Here is a 17,379-nt window from a genome sequence, read left to right as displayed (position 1 = left end):
AAAAATGGCAGAAGTAATCATAATGCCCAAACTGGGCTTTAATATGAGCGAAGGAAAGCTTGTCGAATGGTACAAGGCAGAGGGCGAAGCCGTTGCAAAAGGCGAGCCTCTCTTCTCTGTCGAGACAGACAAGACTAACATGGATATAGAAGCAACGCAGGATGGCGTGGTAAGAAAGCTTTTCATCGAGGCAGGCGACAAGATCCCTGTGACTCTCCCGATCGCGATCGTTGGAGACGCCGATGAGAACATCGACGATCTGATCGCCGATTCACTGGCACAGCTTGGCGACAACGCATCAGACAGCGCAGCGGCGCCGGCAGCTGAAGCAGCTCCTGCAAAGGCTGAGAAAACAGAAGACAAAGCATCAGACGGCGCAGGCTACGATTACGATATCGCAGTCATCGGCGGCGGCCCGGGCGGATACGTGGCAGCGATCAAGGCGGCACAGATGGGCAAGAAGACAGTGATCATCGAGAAAGAACATTTCGGCGGCACATGCCTCAATGTCGGCTGCATCCCTACGAAGGCACTCCTCAGAAGCGCAGAGGCTCTCAAGGAAGTCAAGGAAAGCGCACAGTTCGGAGTAGTGGACGTTGACACATCGTCAGCAGCACTCGATCTCAAGAAAGTGCAGGCCAGAAAGAAGAACGTAGTCAGCCAGCTGGTAGGCGGTGTTCAGGGGCTGCTCAAAGGAAACGGCGCAGTGATCGAAAACGGCGAAGGAAAGCTGATCGATCCGCACACAGTTGAAGTAGGCGGCAAGAAGATAACGGCAGCAAATGTGATCATTGCAACAGGTTCACAGGCAAAGAGCCTGCCGATAGAGATATCACCTGAAGCTACAGTGCTGACAAGCACGGAGATGCTCGACATAGACGAAGCACCGGAATCGATGGTAGTCATCGGCGGCGGAGTCATCGGTATAGAATTCGCATACTTCCTCGCTACTATAGGCGTAAAGGTGAGCGTAGTCGAATTCCTCGACCGCATACTTCCTATGGTGGACGAAGAGATCACTACTCAGGTGACAGGTCACCTGAAAGAGCTCGGCATCGATATTTACACCAGTGCAAAGGTTACTGAGATCACTGCAGACAGCGTCAGGTTCGAGAAGGACGGCAAAGTACAGGAGCTCCCTGCAGAGCAGGTGCTGATGGCAGTCGGCAGAGGACCTAGCCTTGCAGGCATAGATACTGAAGCTCTCGGCATCAAGACTGAAAGAGGCGCTATCGTTACAGACGAGATGCTCAAGACCTCGGTTGACGGTGTATATGCGATAGGCGATGTGAACGGCAAGGCGATGCTCGCGCATACAGCTTCGATGGAAGGTATCGTAGCAGTAGAAAATATCTGCGGTGAAAAGGCAGTAATGGATTACAGCAAGATCCCGAGCGCTATTTACATCCAGCCTGAGATCGCAAGCGTAGGACTTACAGAAAAGCAGGCTGCAGAGAAATACGGCAAGATCAAAGTCGGCAAGTTCCCTCTCATGGCAAACGGCAAAGCCAAGGTAGCAGGAGAGGAAAGAGGACTTGTAAAGGTGATCGCAGAAGCCAAGTACGGCGAGATCGTAGGCGTGCATCTTTACTGCATCCACGCTACAGACATGATCGCAGAGGCAGTAGTTGCAATGAAGCTTGAAAGCACTGCAGAGGAAGTTGCGATGGCTATACATCCGCATCCTACAGTATCAGAAATCATGCACGAAGCTATGCATGCCGTGGATGGAAGAGCGATACATTTTTAATCGCAAATAGACGAATAACGTCAAAAACAGACAGACAAAGACAAAGCAAGACAAACATAACATAAACTGACAAAGAAAGGTTTTGCAGGGATATGAAATGGCTGATAAGTGATAATCAAAACGTGTTTTACAACCTGGCTCTCGAAGAGTACCTGTGCCGGAATGCGGCGGACGATGACTGCTTCATCATCTGGACGAATGAGGATTCCGTAGTAGTCGGAAGAAATCAGAACATCTTCGAGGAAGTGAATGTGGATGAGGCGATGGCAGACGGTATAGTTCTGGCAAGACGCAATTCAGGCGGCGGAGCTGTCTTTCACGACAGAGGCAATATCAATTTCAGTGTGATCCGTGATTTTGATATGGACGCCGCCGACCAGTATGACGAGTTCCTCTCTCCTGTCATCGAAATGCTGCATTCACTCGGAGTCTCTGCATCTAAGCGTAACAAGAGCGATATAGTCATAATGGACGATAAGATTTCAGGTAATGCTCAGATAATCAAAGGAAAAAAAATCATACATCATGGCACATTGCTCTTTGACGCTGACCTTGAAAAACTGAGAAAATATCTCAAGTCCGACAGCTCGTCATACAGCTCGAAGGCTACAAAATCAGTAAAGAGCAGCGTTGTGAACATCCGGAAATACCTGGACGTCACAGCGGAGGAATTCAAAAAATACATAGCGGACTACTTCTGCAGAGGCGGCGAAGAGATCGTCCTCAGCGAAGAAGAAAAGCGCCTGATAGAAAGCCAGACCGGCAAATTCAGCAGCTGGGACTGGGTGATAGGCAGATCGCCTAAATTTTCAGCAAGGGAACGGTGCTTTTTCGGAGGAAAAATTTTTGATATAGAGTTTTTCGTTGAAAAAGGCATAATACGAAAAATAGAGACGGATTTCGCAGGCTCCCCGCTCGATGTTATCAGAGAGGAAGTTCTGGAAAAGGAATATGTGGGACACAGATATTCCGAGAAATACGTCAGAGAGATACTTGAAAACAACACTAAGATGTTTATATAGATAGAGAGGTATGAGATGGAAAACATTTATATGCCAAAGTTGAGCAACAACATGAAAAACGGAGTCCTCGTATCGTGGCTCAAGGGAAAGGGTGAGCAGGTGACAAGCGGCGAACCGATCTTTGAGATAGAGACCGACAAAGTCGTATGCGAGGTGGAGGCTACCGCCGACGGAGTCCTTTCGGAGATGTGCTTCGATGAAGGCTCTGCTGTAAATGTTGGGGCAGTCGTGGCAGTGATAGACAAGGCATAAAGGCGCAGACGCGCAAGAGGTGTGAGTTATGGGGCAGGTCAGAGTAAGATACAATCAGAATGATGTGGACAATGTCAGAAAGATGCTTGATGTATACAGGCTGAATACAGTCTGCAGTGCGGCGAGCTGTCCGAACATGGGTGAATGCTTCAGGCGCAAAACCGCCACATTCATGATCCTCGGCAGTCAGTGCACCAGAAACTGCAGGTTTTGCAACATCATGAACGGCGATGCGGAAAAGGTGGATCCTCACGAACCTGAGAGGATAGCAAAGGCCGCAGCGTTGATGGGGCTCAAACATGTGGTGGTCACGAGCGTTACGAGAGATGATCTCAAAAACGGCGGTGCAGAGCAGTTTGCAGCGACGATCCGGGCACTTCGCCATTATTCGGAAGACATAACGGTGGAAGTGTTGATCCCGGATCTCAGGGGAAGCCTGGAAGCGCTGAAGATCGTGATGGATGCCGAGCCGGATGTACTTAACCACAACATAGAGACGGTTCCGAGACTTTACAGCGAGGCAAGACCTGAGGCGAACTATGACAGGTCGCTGCGAGTCCTGCAGAGAGCAAAGGAAATGCGTCCTGATGTGCTGACGAAAACAGGCATCATGGTGGGACTGGGAGAGACGAAAGAGGAAGTGCTGGCGCTGATGGATGACGTGAGAGAGACAAACTGCGATATCCTGACGATAGGGCAGTACATGCAGCCGACAGAGGATCATCTGCCGGTGCAGGAATACATTTCGGAGGAGGTCTTTGACGAGTACCGAAAAGCGGGAGAAGAGAAAGGATTCGCATACGTGGCGAGCGGTACGCTTGTACGCAGCTCATACCACGCAGAGGAGGCTCTTAGCTATGGAAGAAAATAACTACATTTACATAGAAAACGATTCGCTGGACGTATACTACAATTTTGCACTGGAATATTACCTGACTTCAGAGAAGCCGTTCAGGGACAAGACTGTTTTTCTGATATGGAGGACGACGCCGACTGTGATGGTAGGAAAGTTCCAGAACACGTACAGAGAGATCAACAGCCGTTTCGTGGAGGAAAACGATATCAATGTAGTGAGGCGCATGTCAGGCGGAGGCACGATATTCACAGATCTCGGCGGATGGCAGTTCACTTTCATCGCACCCGCACAGTCTGAGCAGATCTCGTTCAGGGAATATACGGAGCCGGTGATAGAGGTGCTGCAGTCGCTTGGGGTGGAAGCGTACTTTGACGGCAGGAACGACATCATGGTAGACGGAAAGAAGGTTTCCGGCAATGCACAGTATATGCGTAACGGATTCGTCGTTCATCACGGATCGCTGCTTTACAGCACGGATCTTGACATGCTGGAAAGGAGCACAGTCTCGAATGAGGAAAAGCTCCAGTCGAAAGGGGTCAGCTCTGTGCGTGAGCACGTCGGCAATATCAGCGACTATTTCACGGATCCGCTGTCGATGACGGAATTCAGAGATAAGATAATAGCAAAGTTCATCACAGACGATTCTCAGGTCATACAGCTCATGCCCGAGGATATCGAGCGTCTGGAGGAGATCGCGATAGACAGGTTCGGCAGCTGGGAGAACATATACGGCAGAAATCCGGAATTCGATATCACGAAGCAGGGCAGATGTGATGGCGGAGATGTATGCTGCAGTATGAATGTGAAGAAAGGCGTTATAGAGGATATAGAGATCACAGGCAATTTCTTCGGCACTGCCGATATGGCAAAGATCAGCAGGATGCTCAGAGGATGCCGCTACGAATACGGGCAGATCAGGGAAAGGCTCGAATCGCTGATGCCTGAGGGGTCAGTAACGAATATCAGTCCAGCGGATATCGCAGGTATAATATGTGAAAAATAGCGTTACGGCACAGAACTGAGAGAAGCACGGAAACTGGATAAAATAAAAAGTAAAAGCAGGAAATCATAAGCGAATGGAACGGGAAGATCGGAGAAGTCGTGCCGTACATACAAACATAACTTGCAGATATGACTGGTGAGACACTTATAGCTGCTGGAATAAGCGACGAATGCGCATCACTGTATCCATGACTTTGCCGCATAGGCCTGACTGACAGGCTCGGGCAGCTCCGGCTTTACAGCAGGCTCAGCTGAGTTCCGGCAAACACGGGCTGCAGCTGAACCTGTCATAATCTTGATCTGCTGCATACGATCTATATGACTGGCAGGACCGGGGAGTTTCAGCAAGTTCACAAAGTTTTTACATTATTTGATGCATGTTGCTATTGACAAATATACAGAATAATTGTAAGATGTCACTATAAGTTAGTTGAACATAACTGGATGCGAGATGTCAAAAGCATCCGCATGAGGTACAGAGGGACGGGTATTTCTGATGATAGTACCCGTATATATTTAAAAGTGGGTTAGCGAAAGCTAACCACAGATAAATAAATAGCAGTTTTTGCTGTTATGGTCAGGAGGGATTTATGAGTGTTGTAATAATCGGAGGTCATGAGAGAATGGTCCGTCAATACGAAGAGATATGCGAAAAACATGGATGTGATGCGAAAGTTTTTGTCAAGGAGAGGAGCGGATTCAAGAAGAATCTGGGGACTCCCGATCTGATGATACTGCTCACGAACACAGTGTCGCACAAGATGGTCAAGAGCGCTGTGAACGAGGCCAAAAGAAACAGGATCCAGATCGCCAGAGCACACAGCAGCAGCGCTTCAGCACTGACAAATCTGCTCCTGGAGCACGGTGCGACGCCGGTAAGCTGAGAAGTACACGAAATATACTGATGTGTCCGTGGATGCACCCGGATACGCAGTCGACATATTAAAACACAAAATAAAGCATACAGGCAAAAGAGGATACCATACAGGCAAGATGATCATGCCGATATGATATCCTCTTTTGTATATTGCAGGGCTTTGAATGTCCGTTCTATGCCTTGCCGAAACCGCATACAGGGAATGTGCATACTTTACAGTTGAGACACAGTCCGCCGTGAGCCAGCTTCACGATATCCTTTTTCGTGATCTTTTCGCCGGCGAGGAGTCTCGGAACGATCAGATCGAAAATACTCGTACGGCTGTACATCACGCATCCCGGAAGTCCCACTACAGGAACGTTTCCCACATACGAGAGCATGAACATAGCTCCCGGCAGCACCGGTGCGCCGTAGCTTACGACTTCTCCGCCTGCTTTTCTGATGCCTGAAGGAGTCATGTCGTCAGGGTCTACAGACATCCCGCCTGTGACGCCTATGATGTCCATTCCTTCATCGATAAGCTGCCTGATGCAGCCTGCGATCATTTCGTCATCGTCATCGGCAAAGACCTGTTTTTCGACCTTGCTGCCGAGTTCGTCGAATTTTCTCACAAGCACCGGACCGAATTTGTCTTCGATGATACCGTTGTAAACTTCGCTGCCGGTAGTAACGACACCGACTTTCATTTCTCTGAGAGGGACTATCTTTATGACAGGGCCGTCTTCAAGTATGGATTCGGCCTGCTGCAGGAGCTCTTCTGCGATGAACAGAGGGATTATCCTGGTTCCTGCCAGCTTTTCACCTTTTCTGACAACTATGTTTTCATGTATCGTTGCGAACATGATCTCATCCTGTGACACGAGCTCGTACAGCCTGTCTCGGTCTATCTTGAGGAGCCCGTCATAAGTCGCCTTGAGCTCGATCTTGCCCTCTGAAGGATCAGTGAGCTCGATGCCGTCGCCCGCAGCTTTTGAAGCGATCCTGTAAGCTGCTTCGTTTTCGTGCACATCGTTGTCGTCTTTTTCCAGGACGAAAAGATGTCTTTTCCCCATAGAAAGAAGCAGAGGAATGTCCTCCTCTGTTATTATATGTCCTTTTTTGAATTTAGGGCCCTTGTATTCGCCCGGGATTATCTGAGTGAGGTCATGCGCGAGCACTGTCCCCACAGCCTGTTCTACCGTAACTTCTTTCATTTATACTATCCTGCCTTCCTTTAACGTTATGTTCCTGTCCGCGAAAAGCTCAGCTTCGCGGTGATTGTGGGTTATAAGGATCGTCGGGATCTTCAGGCTGTCCTTGAAAGCTCTGAATTCCTCGTATATCTTACCTTTGGTGTTTTCGTCCAGTGCAGAGAACGGCTCGTCAAGAAGCAGCAGAGAAGGCTTGGTGACCATCGCTCTTGCAAGTGCCACTCGCTGCTTTTCTCCTCCGGAGATGGCAGTCGAGTTTTTCGGTGCAAGATGCGCGATACCCAGCGTCTCCATCATATGATCTGCGTATTCAAGCAGTTCCTTCCTGGTTGCCTTTTTCCTGTATTCGCGTTTGTTCTTCAGACCGTAAAGCACGTTCTGTTTTACCGTCATGTTTGGGAACAGTGCGTAATTCTGAAAAAGATATCCTATATTTCTCTTTTCAGCCGGAATATTCACTTTATCAGTATGACTGAAAAGGACTCTGTCGTCAATGGTGATTTTGCCCTCGTCGGGAGTGACTATACCGGCGAGGCAGTTCAGGATCGTAGTTTTGCCTGCACCGGAAGCGCCTTCAATGACCAGAAGCTCGTTCCCCATGGAAAATTCCACATCGAGATCGAAGTAGTTAAGTTTTTTGTTCAGTTTAAAAGCTATACTCATCTTACTAACCCTCCGCGCTTTTCTCGCCTTTTGAGCCACATATTCAGCCCGAATACGAGTGCGAAACTGAAAAGTACCATTATCAGCACGAGCATTGAGGCTTTTTCATCTTTTCCGACAACGACAGCATAGTAGATCGCAGTAGGTATGGTCTGCGTTTTGCCCGGGATGTTTCCTGCCAGCATCAGCGTAGCTCCGAACTCGCCGAGAGCTCTTGCGAACGTGAGGACGATGCCGCTCACGATGCCGGGACCTGACAGCGGAAATGTGACGGTCCTGAACACTTTGAACGAACTGCTTCCCAGCGTCTTTGCAGCAAGCTCATAGCTCGGATCGACACTCTGGAAGGCGCCCTTTGCATTCTGATACATCAGCGGAAGTGCCACAACGGTCGCCGCTATGACGCAGGCGATCCATGTGAATACTATCTGGATCCCGAATGTATCCAGAAGAAAAGCCCCGATGGGGCCTCTCTTTCCGAATATTTTTAACAGTAAGTAACCTACTATCGATGGCGGCAGGATCATGGGGAGGATAAGTATCGTTTCCCATATGTTCTTGCCGGGAACCTTTTTCTTTGTCAGTAGATAGGCAAAGAGCACGCCCAGAAAAAAGGCGATAACAGTTGCAAGCAATGCAACTCTGATCGATAAAAAAATTGGTTCAAACATAATCTTACAGTACTTACCTGAAAAAATCGTCAGCTATTTTACAGTGAATCCGTATTTTTCGAATACCTTCTTGGCGAAGTCACTCTGGAGGAAATCGTAGAAGTCAGCAGCTGAGTCAGCCTGTGGAGCGTCCTTCAGGATAGCGGCAGGGTATACGATAGGATCGTGAAGGCTTTCATCAACGTCACCGATGATAGCGATGTTGTCCTTTTCGATTTCAGCGTCTGTTCTGTAAACGAATCCGCAGTCAGCGTTTCCTTCTTTTACATAAGTCAGTACCGCACGAACGTCCTTTGCTTCAACGATCTTTCCTGAGATCTGATCAGTGATACCCATGTTGTCGAATACCTGGCTTGCATATTTTCCTGCAGGTACAGTTGTAGGCTCGCCGATAGCGATGCTTCCTACAGCGTCAGTCGTAAGAGTGTCCATATTGACAGTGTCTTTGTTTTCTGATGTTGCGATCAGAGTGAGGCTGTTTGCAAGAAGGTCTTTTCTTGTGTCTTTGTCGATGTAGTCTCCGTCTTCGAGCTGATCCATGTTAGCCTTCGAAGCTGAGATGAAGATGTCACAAGGAGCTCCGCCTTCGATCTGCTGGACGAGATCTCCTGATCCTGCATAGCTTGGTGTGATAGTGCAGTCAGCGTCTTTTTCATACTCTTCGATGATCTCGTCAAGAGCATCTGTAAGGCTTGCTGCAGCCAGAACTGTAACTTCCGGTTTGTCAGCGTCATCTTTGCTGTCGCTGCCGCATCCTGCAAGCAGCATCATTGACAGTGCCATGATGACAACTGTTGCTAAGGTCAATATTTTTTTCATAATTACCTCCTGATAGTTTTGAATATTAACTTCCACCTTAAATTGAGTGCTGGTACAAGTGTAGCACAGGAGTATAGAAAAATATGTTGTCGCAACAACATATCGGCAAATTGTTTCGACTACATTTAATTGACTTGATGTTGTTTCGACAAGATCAGCTCCAGAAAAGCTGCAGCATCACTTCTTTGAGCTCTCTCAGGTTTGCCAGCTGTTCGTCTTTCGTCGGGAGCGGTGCCGGAGGTTCGGCAGCTGCAGGACCTGATGCGTTCAGTACATTATCGCAGTCTGCGCTGCAGTCGGAACATACTCCGCTGCATTCAGGGATGTCGCTGCATTCACCGCACTCTGCGCTGCTTTCTCCATGCTCGCATGTTTCGCTGTGATCGTGCTCGTGATCGTGCTCGTGGATCATGTGAGTGTTCGACGCACCCATGCCGTATATCAGCTCGAGTATATGGACTGCGTCTCTGCCGTTGTTTTTCAGCGAATCGCGGCAGTCCATGCAGCATGTTATATAAGGAAGTTTTTTTTCAGCGGTATCGTGCAGCTTTGCACCCATGCTTTCTGCAAGCCCGCGCACTGCAGCCTTTGCATTATCGGACTCGTTCTCTGTTTCAGGATAGAACAGTGCATAGTCCGTGGAGTTGCAGCCGCCGCTGATCTGCAGCTGCTGCAGCAGTTCATAGATCGAGATCACCGGTATCTGCGGGAAGTCTTTTTTTAAAATATCGGCGTATCTGAGCGATGTCACGACTATTTGCGGCTTTCCGAGCGCTTCCCATTGGGCAGGGATCTCGTCGGATGTGATGTCCTGCATGAAAAATCCGGTGTCCTGATACTGGAAAAGTATGGAGTCATAGGCTTTTACGACGATCTCGGGCTCGTCCGCGCACAGCTGGCGGTCAGGGAAAAAAGCATAGCGGCATTTTTCGTATTCTTTTCCCGAAGATATGTCGAGCGGTTTTTTTACAAGAGTCAGGTCCTCGCCTGGACAGGTCTCAGGGGTTTTAACGTCGTGATAATCGATTTTACACATAATAATTGCACCTCATCTGTTCTGATTTGATATAAATAGCTACATTTCAATGTATGCATGTTATTGTATCATGGATCGCAGGTGAAAACACGGAAGTGTGTGTGATTTGTCTGCAAAAAAGAAAAAGTGCGCAGTCAGACGGTTTAGGCAAATATATGTCTGCTTCGCACAGTGGCAGATAGCAAAATAACTTTTGCTATTTTGTTCACATTGCCGGTTAAGCTATGTGATAAATCGGAGTATATTATCTGTAAATAACTATACTGTAATGAAAGACATAATGTCAATGCGGATGTTGTTGGAACAACAAAAGTAATCGTAATTTTATTTCTGCACAGCCCGTCAGACGATCAAAATGCCATAAATCACGCATTCTGCAGACTCTGTCACTTGATTATGAAGCCTGTGGCAGATATAATCATTATATAGTTATCACAGGCTGCAGACCGCGCCAGGACTGCGATGTGATATATTCGAGTATAAAGAGATTGTTTAAAGGAGGACGTGATGTCGTTTACGACTACAGACAGGGCACTGGAGCTGGCAAAGCTGGGAGAAGGCTGCAGGATCCTCGACATAGGCTGCGGCGAAGGAGATGTCGTGGCATATCTTACGGCAAAATGCGGGATGGAAGCGGAAGGAATAGATATGAATCTTGAAAAGATCCGCATTGCCAAAGAAAAGCACCCCGGGATTGATGTGAAGTTCGGTGACGGAGAATTCCTCGAAGATTATTCTTCGTTCACTTTTGACGGTATATTCATGCAGGATGTGCTGCCACTGATAAATCTTCCGGATGAGGCGCTTCATGAGGCGTACTGTGTGCTCAAGAAGGGCGGCAGGCTCGTGATAATAGACGATTACTATACGGATCCTGATCCGAAGCAGCTCAGGGCGCTGCAGATAGAAGCAGCAAGGCAGAGCAAAAAACCGCGAAAGGAAGGAGACTGCGAGACGGATCCCGTGAGATTTGTGGACTTCAGATTCAGGGACACCTTCTTCATCGAACCGCTGAAGAAGCAGATAGAAGAGATCGGCTACAAGGTCGCTGCATTCGAGACTTCAGAGCCTGCGTGCGCTGACGGAAAGAAGCCGTCAGGCAGAGATGCAAAGGGCAGGTTCCTGCTGATCGCCGAGAAACCGTTATAGCCGGATCTTTACATGAAAGGAAACGATATGTCAGAACAGTTATCATATTACGCACGAGATCTTATCGAACAGGGACAGGATTTCGTCATCGCGAAGGTAGTAGACACAAAGGGCTCGGCGCCGCGTAAAAAAGGTGCGGTAATGCTGATGAAAAAAGACGGCAGCACTATAGGCACCGTAGGCGGCGGACTGCTTGAAGCGGAGACAGAGAAGCTCTGCAGGAAGACTTTCGAAACGAAGGAAAAAACGCATATTTACGATTTTACGCTCGACGAGAAGCAGAAAGGAGCTCTCGACATGGGATGCGGCGGTGATGCGACTATACAGATCGATTATATCGATGCGGCGGATCCCGGCGATTTCGTAAAAGAGTTCAAGCTGGCGAGTACGGCATATATCTTCGGCGGCGGTCATGTTGCGTATGCGCTGGAGCCTGTGCTCAGGCATATAGACTTCAGGACAGTAGTCGTCGATGACCGTGAGGAGTACGCAAACAGCGAGAGATTCCCTCATGCTGAGAGAACGATCGTCGTGGACGATTTTGACCATTCATTCGATGATATAGATGTGGATGAAGACAGCTACATAATAATCGTCACAAGAGGTCACAGAGGCGATCTGAAAGTCCTCAGACAGGCTTTGAAGAGACAGTCGGCATATATAGGCATGATAGGCAGCAGAAGGAAAAACAGGCTCCTGTACGATACTCTGATGGAAGAGGGTGTGACGGAGGATCAGATCGCGCAGATCCATTCGCCGATAGGTCTTGACATAGGATCTGAGACGCCGGAAGAGATCGGCGTCAGCATCGCGGCAGAGATAATCGGTGTGCGTGCTGCGAGAAATGCAGAATAGATGCAGTGTCATCACATCATCAGTAGAGACGGGAAAAGACAAAATGAATGATCACAACAGCAATAACAATACAGACATTGCTGCAGTCATATTATCTGCAGGGTATTCATCCAGGATGAAGCGTTTCAAGCCGCTGCTTCCTTTAGGTGAGATGACGGCAGTACAGAAGCTGGTTCGCAGTGTAAAAGATGCAGGTATCGGCAGGATAGTGACAGTCACAGGCTACAGCAGGGAACTGTTGGGGCCTGTTTTAGATTCTGAGGGCTGCATCGAGGCTTATAATGCAGACTATGATACAGGCATGTTTTCGTCGATAAAAACGGGGATATCGAAGGCGAGGGAGCTGTATCCTGACACCGCAGGGTATCTGGTGATGCCGGTCGACTGTCCGCTGATATCGGCTGAAACCGTCAGAACTGTCGCGGAGCACGCCGGATGTGACAGCAGCGGAGAGAATTTTTTTGTACCTGTGTTCGAGGGCAAGAAAGGTCATCCGCTGTTCGTCCCGAAGTTCTATGCGGAGGAGATATGCAGTTACGACGGATCCGGAGGGTTAAAGGCGGTCACGGACAAATACTGGGATCGTATGGTCAGGATACCGGTCAGCGACGAGGGCTGCCTGCTGGATATGGACACTCCGGAAAGCTACAGTGAGCTGCTGGAGTTCTATCGATCGGGCTGCGTGCGCAAAGATCTGCAGGAGCTGGCCTGCGGCAGGCGTATAGTGCTGGTTAGACACGGTGAAACGATGCAGCATGCCGAGAAAATGTTCATAGGGCAGTATGATGTACCTCTGAACGAAAAAGGGCGCATGCAGATCGCACAGAGTGCTGAGCAGCTGGCTGCGGATTTTGCATGTCCGCGGGTGATATATGCAAGTGATCTTTCGAGGGCAATGGAGTCAGCGGAGATAATCTTGCGCAAATTTAGTGAAAAAAATAACGAAAAATACCCGGAAATCGTGAAAGCACCCGGACTTCGAGAGATAAATCTCGGAAAGTGGGACGGACAGCCTGTCAGCCGGATAAAGGCAGAGTTCCCTGAGGAATACATGCGCAGGGGCGAGGATATGTTCATCTTCAAGACGGGAAACAAATCCGAGAACTTCTATGATATACAGTACAGAGCAGTGAAGACACTGAGAAAGATCCTTGAAAATGATGATTCAAAGGAGATCATCATCGTAGCTCACAGCGGGGTGATACGTGCGCTGCAGAACAACCTGGAGGGGAAGCGCGTGAACGATGAGTGGACATCCGTTCCAAAGGGCGGGTTCGTCGTGATAGAGCAGTGAACCGCCGGCTGGCGGACATCTGACGCATGCAGATAATATAAGCCGGCCGGATCGAATGACGGCTGCTGTGATGACTCAGGCAGCGGACAGGTGTCGCAAAAAATCGACAGAAAAAGGTGATTTCAGACAAAAAATTACATGTTTTTTGCGGATGCTGCAGAAAAAAATAAAAAATTTTTTTGTGTTTTGCACTAAAATGTACATATGTATATGTTGCCAAACAAAGTGGTTACAAAAAATAATTGACCCTATGACAATAGATTTTATAAAAAGCCTGTGCTATAATTCGAAATGTACGGGTAAATTCCAAAAGCTATAAAAACACATTGAAGCCCATATCAGAATTTCTCGGGCCGCAAGGCTCATATGAAGGAAGAACAGAATGGGAAAGAAAGAGAGGTTTTTGAAATGGAAAAGAAGGGGAGGTCTTTGAACAGCATCAAGGTAATACACGCGAAGCATACTGCCGGATGTGCTACCGAAAAAATGGCTGTTCCAGAAACCGTCTGTATTTCCATGGCACAGCACATCGGAGCTCCATGCAAACCACTGGTTGCCAAAGGAGACTACGTAAAAGTCGGCCAGAGAATAGGAGATACAGAAGCATTTGTAAGTGCGCCGATCCATTCAAGCGTATCGGGCACTGTTAAGGAAATCTCGTCTATAAGATCGATGAGCGGTGGTGAAGATCAGGTCATCATCATCGAGACTGACGGGAAACAGGAGTTATGGGAAGGCATCGAGCCTCCGGTCGTTAATGACCAGCCGGAGTTCGTTGCTGCGATAAGGGCGAGCGGCCTGGTAGGATTGGGCGGAGCATCATTTCCGACTCATATCAAATTCAATCCGAAGAACCTGGGCGATGTACACACCCTGATCGTAAACGGAGCGGAATGTGAACCGTTCATCACATCGGATCATCGACTCATGCTTGAAGATACCGAGTATGTCATCAAAGGTATACTGGATACGATGAAGTTCCTTGATCTGAAAAAAGCGTACATAGGCGTTGAAGGAAACAAGCCTGACGCTATAGTAAAACTGCGTGAAGAAATAAACAAAGCCGGACACTCTGACGATATCGAAGTGAAAGTCCTCAAAGAGAGATATCCGCAGGGCGCAGAAAGAGTAATGGTCTACGAGATAACAGGAAAAGAGCTCAAGGCAGGCGTGCTGCCGGCAGATCTCGGCATCCTGCTTTCCAATATCACGACCATAGCGTTCATAGGTCAGTACCTCGAAACAGGCAGACCTCTGACGACAAAGAGAATCACAGTAGACGGCAATGCGGTAGCAGAGCCAAAGAATATAATCGTACCGATCGGGGCGAGGATCTGTGACGTAGTCGCTGCATGCGGAGGCTACAAGGCAGAGCCTAAGAAGATCCTGATGGGCGGACCTATGATGGGAAGAGCCGTTTATTCGGATGCTTTTCCTATTGTAAAAAACAACAATGCAATACTGATATTTGACGGACCGCAGGCGCTGATCCCTGAAGAGAGCAGCTGCATCAAGTGCGGTATGTGTATCAAAGCCTGTCCTTTCGGTCTTATGCCGGTATCGATGGTCGAAGCTTATGAAGACAAGGATGTGGAAAGGCTGCAGAGACTTGAAGTCATGCAGTGTATGGAATGCGGAAGCTGTTCGTACGTCTGCCCTGCAAGGAGACCTTTGAGCTTTACCCACAAGATGGCAAAAGGATTTTTGAAGGAGGCGACGAGTAAATAATGGAGAACAAATATCATGGTAATTTAGAAGTATCATCAGCTCCTCACTTAGTCGGTCCTGTAAATACGACTAAGATCATGGGAATGGTGCTTATCGCCCTTATCCCTGCTTTTGCGGTGGGTATATACCAGTTCGGATACAGGGCTGCAGTGCTGACAATCGTATGTGTTGCGGCGTGCGTTTTATTTGAATATCTTATGAACAAGATCATGAAAAGAGAACAGACTGTCGGAGACCTCAGTGCAGTGGTTACCGGCGTGCTGCTCGCTTTCAACTTACCTGCAGGGCTTCCTTACTGGATCGCCGTTGTGGGCTGTTTTGCTGCGATCGTAGTAGTGAAATATCTGTTCGGCGGACTTGGGCAGAACCTCGTAAACCCTGCCGTAACAGCCAGGATCTTCATGTTCATAGCATTTGCTACTGAGATGACTACATGGCCTACAGCAAGAGGAACAGGTCTGGATGCAGTGACATCGGCAACTCCTCTCGGCGAGCTCTCACACGGGGGCATCGATGCTGTAAGCGCTTCGAATCTCGATATGTTCCTCGGAAACATCGGCGGATGTATCGGTGAAGTGAGCGCATGTGCGATCCTCATCGGAGGAATATTCCTCATTCTTACAAGAGTTATTTCAGCTCATATCCCGGTAAGCTTCCTTGCGACTGTATTCGTATGCGGTCTCATTTGGGGAGGACTTGACGGAGCGATTTTCCATCTGTGTGCCGGCGGCGTGATGCTGGGTGCATTCTTCTGCGCTACAGACTATGTGACATCACCTATGCTGCCGTCAGGCAAGATCATATTCGGTATCGGCTGCGGTCTGTTCACTATGCTTATAAGACTGTTCGCATCATACCCTGAAGGTGTGTCGTTTGCGATACTCTTAATGAATGTGCTTACGCCGTACATCGACAGAATAACGGAAAAACTCAGATACAGACTGCCTAAGAAGGCAAAGGAAGGAGCTGGAAATAATGGAAAACAGTAAATTCAAAGAAAATATCCTTCCTGTAATAGTACTTGTCTGCATATGTCTCGTAGTAACCCTGGCACTGGCGGGAACTTACAGCGTGGCAAATCCGGTAATCGTTAAAAACCAGCAGAAGTCGGCTGACGAAGCGAGAATGGAAGTCCTTCCGGACGGCGACAGTTTCACTGCATATGACGGAAAGCTGGTCGATGGTGTCATCGACTGCTATATCGCAGACAACAAGGCAGGCATGGCAATTACAGCAGGATATAAAGGTTTTGGCGGTACTGTCAAAGTCATGATAGGTATAGATGCGGAAGGCAAGATCACGGGAGTGAAGGTAACTGAACACTCCGAAACACCGGGACTCGGAACCAAGGCTGCAGATCCCGGATATCTGGAACAGTATAAAGGCGTCAGCGAAGTTGCCGGCGGAAGTGTCAAGGATGACACTGAAATAGATGCTGTTTCCGGTGCTACTATCACATCAAATGCCGTATATTGCTCTGTGGAGGAAGCTCTGAAGCAGTTCAAGGAATGCGGAGGTGTTAAGTAATGGAAAATAACAGCAAGCTTCAAATAGTAACCAAAGGTATAATCAAGGAGAACCCGGTACTGGTTCTTCTGCTGGGAACTTGTCCTACACTTGCGACGACTACCAGCGCGATCAACGGCCTTGGAATGGGTATATCGACCATGGTCGTTCTGATCTGTTCCAATATCGTAATATCGCTTCTTAAAAATATAATACCGGGCAAAGTCAGGATCCCGTGCTTTATCGTAGTTATCGCAGGATTCGTAACTGTTGTACAGTTCCTGCTCAAGGCATATCTGCCTGCACTCGATTCAGCGCTCGGTCTTTACATACCGCTGATCGTAGTTAACTGTATCATCCTGGGAAGAGCGGAAATGTTCGCTTCGAAGAATGGTGTGCTTGATTCGGCTCTCGACGGTCTCGGCATGGGTATCGGATTCACACTGGCTCTCGGTCTGATGGGACTCATCAGAGAATTCCTCGGAAGCGGCACAGTTTTCAACATCGACGTGATCAGCCACACTCCGCTGACTCCTGCAGGAATCTTTATGCTGGCTCCTGGCGGATTCTTCGTATTCGCTATCCTGGTAGCTGCCGTTAATTATTTCACAAAGGGCAAGGCTATAAAGAAGAAGGAATTCGGATGCAAAGGCTGCATGATGGCTGACACATGCGGCGGAGTATGTGATGAGAAGGAGGCTGAATAAAA

Annotated in this window: 18 protein-coding genes; 13 read left to right on the top strand and 5 right to left on the bottom strand. The window is 48.4% G+C overall.

Annotated elements, in window-relative coordinates; genetic code table 11:
* Positions 1-4 precede the first annotated feature (4 nt).
* The 6 genes from lpdA to OCV59_RS02270 all read left to right on the top strand — a co-directional run bounded on the left by lpdA (position 5) and on the right by OCV59_RS02270 (position 5,766).
* A complete protein-coding gene (lpdA, locus tag OCV59_RS02295) occupies positions 5-1,750 on the top strand; it encodes a dihydrolipoyl dehydrogenase (protein WP_147592757.1) in 1,746 nt (581 codons plus the stop codon).
* 92 nt (positions 1,751-1,842) lie between these two features.
* Positions 1,843-2,772, top strand: a complete 930-nt coding sequence (locus OCV59_RS02290) for a lipoate--protein ligase (RefSeq protein ID WP_147592755.1) — start codon at positions 1,843-1,845, stop codon at positions 2,770-2,772.
* A 15-nt stretch (positions 2,773-2,787) separates the two neighbouring features.
* Entirely contained in the window at positions 2,788-3,024 is a 237-nt protein-coding gene (locus OCV59_RS02285; protein WP_147592753.1) for a biotin/lipoyl-containing protein, read from the top strand.
* A gap of 28 nt (positions 3,025-3,052) precedes the next feature.
* The gene (gene lipA, locus OCV59_RS02280) at positions 3,053-3,895 is read left to right on the top strand and encodes a lipoyl synthase (RefSeq protein WP_147592751.1); all 843 of its coding nucleotides are present in this window, start codon (positions 3,053-3,055) and stop codon (positions 3,893-3,895) included.
* Positions 3,882-4,883: a lipoate--protein ligase gene (locus OCV59_RS02275; protein ID WP_147592749.1), complete on the top strand. Its 1,002-nt coding sequence runs from the start codon at positions 3,882-3,884 to the stop codon at positions 4,881-4,883. The genes lipA and OCV59_RS02275 overlap by 14 nt, the downstream gene beginning before the upstream one ends.
* 589 nt (positions 4,884-5,472) lie before the next feature.
* Positions 5,473-5,766 carry a DUF2325 domain-containing protein gene (locus OCV59_RS02270; RefSeq protein WP_147592747.1) on the top strand — a complete coding sequence of 98 codons (294 nt, stop codon included), beginning with the start codon at positions 5,473-5,475 and terminating at the stop codon, positions 5,764-5,766.
* Between the two features lie 166 nt (positions 5,767-5,932).
* Here the strand turns inward: OCV59_RS02270 and OCV59_RS02265 are convergent, their stop codons facing one another.
* The 5 genes from OCV59_RS02265 to OCV59_RS02245 form a co-directional block, all read right to left on the bottom strand.
* Positions 5,933-6,952: a molybdopterin-binding protein gene (locus OCV59_RS02265; RefSeq protein ID WP_147592745.1), complete on the bottom strand. Its 1,020-nt coding sequence runs from the start codon at positions 6,950-6,952 to the stop codon at positions 5,933-5,935.
* Positions 6,953-7,612 carry an ATP-binding cassette domain-containing protein gene (locus OCV59_RS02260; RefSeq protein ID WP_147592742.1) on the bottom strand — a complete coding sequence of 220 codons (660 nt, stop codon included), beginning with the start codon at positions 7,610-7,612 and terminating at the stop codon, positions 6,953-6,955.
* Positions 7,609-8,286, bottom strand: a complete 678-nt coding sequence (modB, locus tag OCV59_RS02255; protein ID WP_262584072.1) for a molybdate ABC transporter permease subunit — start codon at positions 8,284-8,286, stop codon at positions 7,609-7,611. The genes OCV59_RS02260 and modB overlap by 4 nt, the downstream gene beginning before the upstream one ends.
* Positions 8,287-8,316: 30 nt before the next feature.
* Positions 8,317-9,102, bottom strand: a complete 786-nt coding sequence (gene modA, locus OCV59_RS02250) for a molybdate ABC transporter substrate-binding protein (RefSeq protein WP_147592737.1) — start codon at positions 9,100-9,102, stop codon at positions 8,317-8,319.
* Positions 9,103-9,256: 154 nt separating this feature from the next.
* Complete coding sequence (locus tag OCV59_RS02245; protein ID WP_147592735.1) at positions 9,257-10,138, bottom strand: hypothetical protein; 882 nt, start codon at positions 10,136-10,138, stop codon at positions 9,257-9,259.
* A gap of 507 nt (positions 10,139-10,645) precedes the next feature.
* Between OCV59_RS02245 and OCV59_RS02240 the strand changes: the two genes are divergently transcribed.
* The 7 genes from OCV59_RS02240 to rsxE all read left to right on the top strand — a co-directional run bounded on the left by OCV59_RS02240 (position 10,646) and on the right by rsxE (position 17,377).
* Positions 10,646-11,287 carry a class I SAM-dependent methyltransferase gene (locus OCV59_RS02240; protein WP_147592733.1) on the top strand — a complete coding sequence of 214 codons (642 nt, stop codon included), beginning with the start codon at positions 10,646-10,648 and terminating at the stop codon, positions 11,285-11,287.
* 27 nt (positions 11,288-11,314) lie between these two features.
* A complete protein-coding gene (locus OCV59_RS02235; protein ID WP_262584054.1) occupies positions 11,315-12,142 on the top strand; it encodes an XdhC family protein in 828 nt (275 codons plus the stop codon).
* 43 nt (positions 12,143-12,185) lie between these two features.
* On the top strand, positions 12,186-13,436 hold the full coding sequence (locus OCV59_RS02230; RefSeq protein ID WP_262584053.1) for a histidine phosphatase family protein: 1,251 nt from the start codon (positions 12,186-12,188) through the stop codon (positions 13,434-13,436).
* A gap of 408 nt (positions 13,437-13,844) precedes the next feature.
* Positions 13,845-15,164, top strand: coding sequence for an electron transport complex subunit RsxC (rsxC, locus tag OCV59_RS02225; RefSeq protein WP_147592727.1), 1,320 nt, complete (start codon positions 13,845-13,847; stop codon positions 15,162-15,164).
* The gene (locus OCV59_RS02220; protein ID WP_147592725.1) at positions 15,164-16,153 is read left to right on the top strand and encodes an RnfABCDGE type electron transport complex subunit D; all 990 of its coding nucleotides are present in this window, start codon (positions 15,164-15,166) and stop codon (positions 16,151-16,153) included. Before rsxC ends, OCV59_RS02220 begins: the two co-directional genes overlap by 1 nt.
* Entirely contained in the window at positions 16,140-16,691 is a 552-nt protein-coding gene (locus tag OCV59_RS02215; protein WP_147592723.1) for an RnfABCDGE type electron transport complex subunit G, read from the top strand. Before OCV59_RS02220 ends, OCV59_RS02215 begins: the two co-directional genes overlap by 14 nt.
* Positions 16,691-17,377, top strand: a complete 687-nt coding sequence (gene rsxE, locus OCV59_RS02210) for an electron transport complex subunit RsxE (protein ID WP_147592721.1) — start codon at positions 16,691-16,693, stop codon at positions 17,375-17,377. The genes OCV59_RS02215 and rsxE overlap by 1 nt, the downstream gene beginning before the upstream one ends.
* The last annotated feature ends 2 nt before the right edge of the window (positions 17,378-17,379 follow it).

Origin of the sequence: Brotomerdimonas butyrica, assembly GCF_025567305.1 — a bacterium.
GTDB classification, from domain to species: domain Bacteria; phylum Bacillota; class Clostridia; order Peptostreptococcales; family Anaerovoracaceae; genus Lentihominibacter; species Lentihominibacter butyricus.
Note: the sequence above shows the minus strand (reverse complement) of the source record. Positions and strands in the feature narration are given on the sequence as shown.